Annotated in this window: 6 protein-coding genes and 1 pseudogene; 5 read left to right on the top strand and 2 right to left on the bottom strand. The window is 40.9% G+C overall.

From position 1 onward, the window contains the following. The first annotated feature begins 75 nt into the window (after positions 1 to 75). The 5 genes from I8748_RS25420 (at position 76) to I8748_RS25440 (ending at position 5,045) form a co-directional block, all read left to right on the top strand. Positions 76 to 510, top strand: coding sequence for a hypothetical protein (locus tag I8748_RS25420; protein ID WP_198127304.1), 435 nt, complete (start codon positions 76 to 78; stop codon positions 508 to 510). Between the two features lie 388 nt (positions 511 to 898). Further along, entirely contained in the window at positions 899 to 2,530 is a 1,632-nt protein-coding gene (locus I8748_RS25425) for a hypothetical protein (protein ID WP_198127305.1), read from the top strand. Positions 2,531 to 2,601: 71 nt separating this feature from the next. After that, a complete protein-coding gene (gene thiD / locus I8748_RS25430) occupies positions 2,602 to 3,423 on the top strand; it encodes a bifunctional hydroxymethylpyrimidine kinase/phosphomethylpyrimidine kinase (protein ID WP_198127306.1) in 822 nt (273 codons plus the stop codon). Positions 3,424 to 3,791: 368 nt separating this feature from the next. Beyond that, entirely contained in the window at positions 3,792 to 4,400 is a 609-nt protein-coding gene (locus tag I8748_RS25435) for a hypothetical protein (protein WP_198127307.1), read from the top strand. Positions 4,401 to 4,706: 306 nt separating this feature from the next. Next, positions 4,707 to 5,045 carry a P-II family nitrogen regulator gene (locus I8748_RS25440; RefSeq protein ID WP_017317688.1) on the top strand — a complete coding sequence of 113 codons (339 nt, stop codon included), beginning with the start codon at positions 4,707 to 4,709 and terminating at the stop codon, positions 5,043 to 5,045. A 349-nt stretch (positions 5,046 to 5,394) separates the two neighbouring features. On the opposite strand, the gene I8748_RS25445 is transcribed toward I8748_RS25440, so the two are convergent. After that, a complete protein-coding gene (locus I8748_RS25445) occupies positions 5,395 to 5,535 on the bottom strand; it encodes a hypothetical protein (protein WP_198127308.1) in 141 nt (46 codons plus the stop codon). 418 nt (positions 5,536 to 5,953) lie between these two features. After that, positions 5,954 to 6,146, bottom strand: a pseudogene (locus tag I8748_RS34720) (IS982 family transposase); the annotation flags it as partial.

The raw sequence follows: 6,146 nt of genomic DNA on the forward strand, positions 1-6,146 counted from the left end.
TATATCCGTCCCTATGTGGATGTATTTTGCACTTTAGTTACACAACTTTTACTCACATTCAGGATAGTTTAAACAATGGAACGTGGTCTTTTGTGGTTGCCTTTGTTAGCAATGTTTTTCTGGTTGGCTTGGCAAGGCTCGAAGGAGTATCAAAAAGTCGAGGCTTATCGTGCTTGGGCAGAACAATTTGAAAGAGCTAAGTATGATATTTATGCTGTATTGGGTCAAAAAGGTAACAATATAACTTGGGGTAAACCCACACCAAAAGGGCCGATAAAACTAGAAACATTTTCTCTAGTTGATGTTCAAGAAGTCAGGCTGTTAATAGATGGTAAATCAATAGAATTGGAAAGGTTGCCAGAAAAAGGTCGGACTATTGAGTTAGAGTTTTTGTTTAGTAAAGGTGCTAATTCTGTGCGGGTTCCGTTTACAGAAATACCTTTGGCGGCAGAATGGGGTAAGTATTTGCAGGGAGCATTGCAAAATTTACAGTTGGAACAAAATCAGTAAGCAGTAGTCATTAGTTATCATTAAGGATGAATGGTTAGTAGAGTTAGAGTGTGGTGTGTGCTAGCTCTACTATGGGCAAGTTTTATTAATTATGCTTAAGTTTTTGTTAGATATAGCAATCCTGTTGGTGTTGTGATAAGTATTTTTTTATCGAACCGCTAAGGACGCCAAGGACGCCAAGAGAAGAAAGAGTTTTATAAAGTTATTTCAATAGGCCTCTTGTAAAAGGCTCGATTTTTAACTCTTTCTCTGCGCCTTTGCGCCTCTGCGTGAATTAAAAAATATTTATGCAATAAATTTAATAAATTTAGGAATTCACTTTAAAGAGTTTGTAGTGATTTTTATGAATTAAAAATGTTGAGGCTCTTTTTTAAGAGTGTAGTTGGTGATGAAAAAAATTATTCCCTTTTTTGGGATTGCTTTACTGCTCAATGCTTGTGTTTCTGGTTTTAATGATTCTTCGCAAGCAAATATTAATCCTAAACCTCAAGCTAAAAATTGTCCAAAGGCTACGGTTGTTTCCTTACCTGCTGTGAAGAAGAATGAAAGCTTTTATGATAGGTTTGATTTCCACATTCGTAATATTGTAACTGATGCAGATACGGTTCGGTTTCAGAGTTTAAAGTATGATTTTGTTTTCTGTCGTAGTAACAATTCTTGGACGGTGCAACCAGGCACTCTACCCAAGGAGTTACAGCCACAAAGTAACTATGCAGCATTCGCACAAGAAACGGTTAATCCTAAGTTCAAAAATATCGTTTTTCAAGGAAAAATTTATCAGTATCGAGTCTTGAGAGAACCGAAGTTTTCTTTAGGTGAGAATGGTAATATATCAAGACAAAATCAACCGGAACCTGCAAAAGATAAAGTTGTCTTTGAGTTAGTTAATCCTAATAGTAAAAAAACTCAGCAAAAAACTTTATATACTCTCAAAAATTTGCAAAATGCAGCGGTAAAAGCTGGTTATTCAGCAATAGGAAGTCAATTAGGTTTTCCCCGCATTACTTCTGCTGTGATTTTTGATAATCGTATCTGGTGGTCGGTTGCTTTTGAACAAGGAGAAGGTAATAACGGTATTGCCACTATTGTCAGTTATGACCCGCAGACCGATAAATTTACCCTCATTCAACCAGAGGAACTCTGGTCTACCCAAATTACTGATTTAACGATCGCTGGTGATGGCAAGAATCCTACTTTGTGGATGGGTACTAATGTGAGTGGAGAAGGCAATCTTTATATTCCTGCTAAAGGATTAGTTGCTTACCGTCCTAATTCCCAAAATCCGAATTCGGGTTCTTTGACTGCTTACACTATTGATAATAGTCCTTTGGTGGGGGCAATTCCTGATAAACTCAAGTTGGAAAATGACCAACTATGGATCGGTACTGGTAACGGCGTTTGTCGAGTGAAGTGGCAAACTGCTGATAATCGTGATTGGTCTTGCTGGCGATTTACAGCAATGGCTAAACTGCCATCAGATAAATTACCACTTTACAGTGCATTGACTAATAAAACTCCTGCTGTCTCTTTGTCTGGTAATAACAGTGAAGATGTAGAGGTGTTGTGGTGGAGTCCTACAAATTTCCAAACTCTCCAAGGACGCTATGAGGTGAGATATCCTCAAGGGTTTAAGGTGGAGGTGAATGAAGGTGGAAGTATTTATGAGTTTAAGCGGTCTTTATCACCAGGAAAACCACCTGTTTATTGGCCTGGTTTTGAGTGGCATTGGAATGGTAAGCGCTTTGTGCGAGGATTGGATGAAGTCTCCCTTAATTTAGTCGGCGGCGGCCCGCGCGGCATTGGTTCTGGTCAAATCTCACCGGATGCGCCTATTGATTGGAATAGTATGCGTGGCGATTTAGAATTACTTCAGCTTTCGGCAAAATCAACTAGTGTAAAATATTACTCTGGTTGGGTTGATGCAGCCAAGCTTCAACCTTATCTCACGGTTGTGCCACAAGAACGACCACAAAACCCACAAACAAATCCTTTGGCAGCAAAAGTCAACGAATTGAAGTAGAAACTTTGCAATGCAACGTCTCTACGAAATGAAAATAACTCTGTTCCCCACTCCCTACTTCCTCCAAATTTATGAACGCTGAAACAATATCCAGTGTACCTGTTGCTTTAACCATTGCTGGTTCAGATAGTGGTGGTGGTGCGGGAATTCAAGCTGATTTACGCACTTTTGCCTTTCATTGTGTTCACGGTACTAGCGCTATCACCTGTGTCACGGCACAGAACACTTTGGGGGTGGCGCGGGTTGATGCTATGCCAGTGGAGGCAGTTGTGGCGCAAATTCAAGCAGTGGTTGAGGATATCGGCGTACAAGCTGCAAAAACCGGAATGTTACTCAACCAAGAAATTATCTCTGCTGTTGCCCAGCAAGTAGAAGCTTTACAAATCGATAACTTAGTGGTTGACCCGGTGATGGTATCACGCACCGGGGCACAATTGATTGATGATAACGCTGTGAAGACTCTGCGCGAAAATTTGATTCCCAAGGCGGCTATTGTGACGCCAAATCGTTATGAAGCACAGATTTTGAGCGGCTTACAAATTAATTCTTTAGATGATATGGGCAAAGCTGCTCAAACTATTCATGAAAATTTGGGGGCGAAGGCTGTTTTAGTTAAAGGTGGAGGAATGCAAGGAAATTTACGTGGTGTTGATGTCTGGTTTGATGGCGAAAAGCTGGAAATCTTGACCACAAGGCTAGTGGAAAGCAAAAATACCCACGGTACTGGTTGTACATTATCAGCTGCGATCGCTGCTAATCTGGCAATGGGAAATGACTTGTGGCCAGCAGTACAACAGGCAAAGGAATATGTCACCACTGCACTTTCTTACGCCTTAGATATTGGCAAAGGGCAAGGCCCTGTGGGACACTTTTTTTCATTGTTACAAAATTAACTTTTTGGTCAGTTGTCAGTTGCTAGTCACCACTAACCACTGACCACTGACCACTAACCACTTACCCCTTCGGGGTGACGCTCCTTCTCCCAAGGGGAGACGCTACGCTTTCCGTCGCTAACGCTCTTGAGATCGCCAGTCGCTCATGGGGAGCCACTCCGTTGCGGGGGTTCCCCCCGTTGAAGGAAGTGGCGTGGAAACCCCCAAGACCGCGCTGGCTCACCACTAACTTTATTCCAAATGTAAAGAAAAAATCTTTGCTCTCTCGGCATTTTTCTATTATTCTTGGGCATAGTTTCAGGGATGACTAGAATTTGATAGTCTCTCTGGATGACCTGATTACCTCTATTTTTTATACCAAATCAACAATGCGAACAACCACAGGTTCTGTTCACAGCAATCCTGCAAAACCAACATCTCAAACCTACCCCCCCTCTGTACCAATGTACGTTTACCGGGAATTGGCAGTAGAGTTACAAGCAACACAGGCAAAGTTAGATGCACTGACTGCCAAAAACCAACAACTGGTGCAAGAAAATCAACTACTCCGCCACGAGGTTAGCAAAGTGGTTCAGTCTTTTTTACACCTGCAAAAATTGGTAGGTTTTGATGCTACACCTGGTTCTCACCAAGCTCAAAATTCTTCTTTTGATGGGAAAAGTCTAAATAACCATCCAGCGGCTGATACACATCCACGTCAGCAGTTTTCTCGTTCGCGTCAACCTACGGTTTCTCAAGTGTCGAACAGCAAAAGTCATCGTTCTGACTTCTCTGTGCCCACAATGGACATAAATGCCCCAATGCCACAAACAGTCCTCATTGAAGAGCAGGAAGTCGGCTATTATCCTACCACACAGGCAGAGGCAAAGGAATTCAATGGTTGGTGGTTAGCCTTCACTATCCTGTTAATTATGCTTACTGCTTTTGCTGCTGGTTATTTGATTGTGCGTCCACTATTTGAATATCAGAGTCGTTAGTTGATACATGCATTTTTGGTGTAATTGATCCAAAATCACTGTTTCAATAAATGAAATTTGTCTTTTAAGTTACAAAACTACATACAAAAACGTTCACTACACAACAATGTCTCATAATCAGAATCTCAAGGATTGATCAATCCTGGCCACTGCTAATGTCAGAATTGCTTGTTGAGGGTGTATACAGTTTAAAAAAAAGTTGCAATTCTTACATATCTATTTGAAATAGTGCAAATGGTGAAAGTGTCAGACAGTGGATCTGGTTAGATAGATAAACGAACCTATTAGAACTAAGGAGTCGAGAAGATGAAGAAAGTAGAAGCAATTATCCGCCCATTTAAACTTGATGAGGTAAAAATTGCTTTGGTGAACGCTGGTATTGTAGGCATGACAGTTTCTGAAGTCCGGGGGTTCGGACGGCAGAAAGGTCAAACTGAACGCTATCGTGGTTCTGAGTATACCGTTGAGTTTCTGCAAAAGCTGAAAGTGGAAATCGTTGTTGAGGACAGCCAAGTTGATATGGTAGTGGACAAAATTATTGCTGCTGCCCGCACAGGCGAAATTGGCGACGGCAAAATTTTCATTTCACCTGTTGAGCAAGTTGTGCGGATTCGTACTGGAGAAAAGAACACAGAAGCAGTCTAAATCAAAGTTGCATATATTTGTGTTGACTGATGACTGTTGACTGATGACGGTCAGCAGTCAACGTTTCTCGCTATCGTTCTGCCTTTATGGAACCAATGTTACTAGCTGTTGACGCTACCTGCAAAATGTGCATTGTGTAGTTTTTTGAAGTGTAGTTGCATAAGGGCTAGACGCATTACTACAGTGCGTGTACTTTAAGGGCAGAACCCTAGCCGGATTTTGAAATTTGCTTGACTGCAACTTGGTAAAACAAAATACTAAGTTGCAGTTTTTCTTAATTTCAACTTAAAAATAACATTACTAGGACTGACGCGCATTGTCATATTTTTTTCGCGTGGGTTGTCAATAGTCAATGGTCAATAGTCCAAAAACCTTGATTGTTGACTATTGACTGCGATCGCAGAAAATATGTGTGCCAGTTGCGTAAGTCCTGATTACCCCAAATACATCCTGATTCACCTGATTGAGCTATCAACACCTCAATACGCATATTTCAGCTACATAAAAAACCCCCTGTGGGAGGATAGGGTAATCAGTATTTATCCGTAGTATTATTGAGCTTATAGTTAATTCGTCGCGATCGCAGTTATTACTGTGATTGTTTTTCTCATTTTAAGCTCTGCAATCGAAAAATGGGATGAGGGGTAACACCGCGTCTTTAGCAGGAGAGATGGGGGGATAGGGAGATCTTTTGTGAGGAGGTAGGAATTTATGTATTTTTCAGGTTGCTATATTCAAAATTTGCAGATGACCATAGTAAGTAGACTGATAGGATTTTAAATTTTGGATTTTGCGAAAATTTGTCAGGAGGGTTTCCCACCATAACAAACTTTTCAAAACAGACTTAAACATGGGTCTTTGTTGGAGACTCACGTTAATTACGAATTACGAATTACGCCTAATGTGAATTAAAGAGGTAGAGACTGGAAAGTGAGAACATTAATGCCAAAACGGCGACGAAGTAATAGACGTAGAGTGTGAGATGCAATTTTTGCAGCAATATGGACACAAAAACCATCAACAGTTTTGTTGAGTAAGCGTTCAGGATTACGCCCAGTATGGGTGAATTTCGTGAAAAACACCTTCTATGGGTTGGCGGAC

The sequence above is a fragment of the Amazonocrinis nigriterrae CENA67 genome (assembly GCF_016056305.1).
In the GTDB taxonomy this organism is placed as follows: domain Bacteria; phylum Cyanobacteriota; class Cyanobacteriia; order Cyanobacteriales; family Nostocaceae; genus Amazonocrinis; species Amazonocrinis nigriterrae.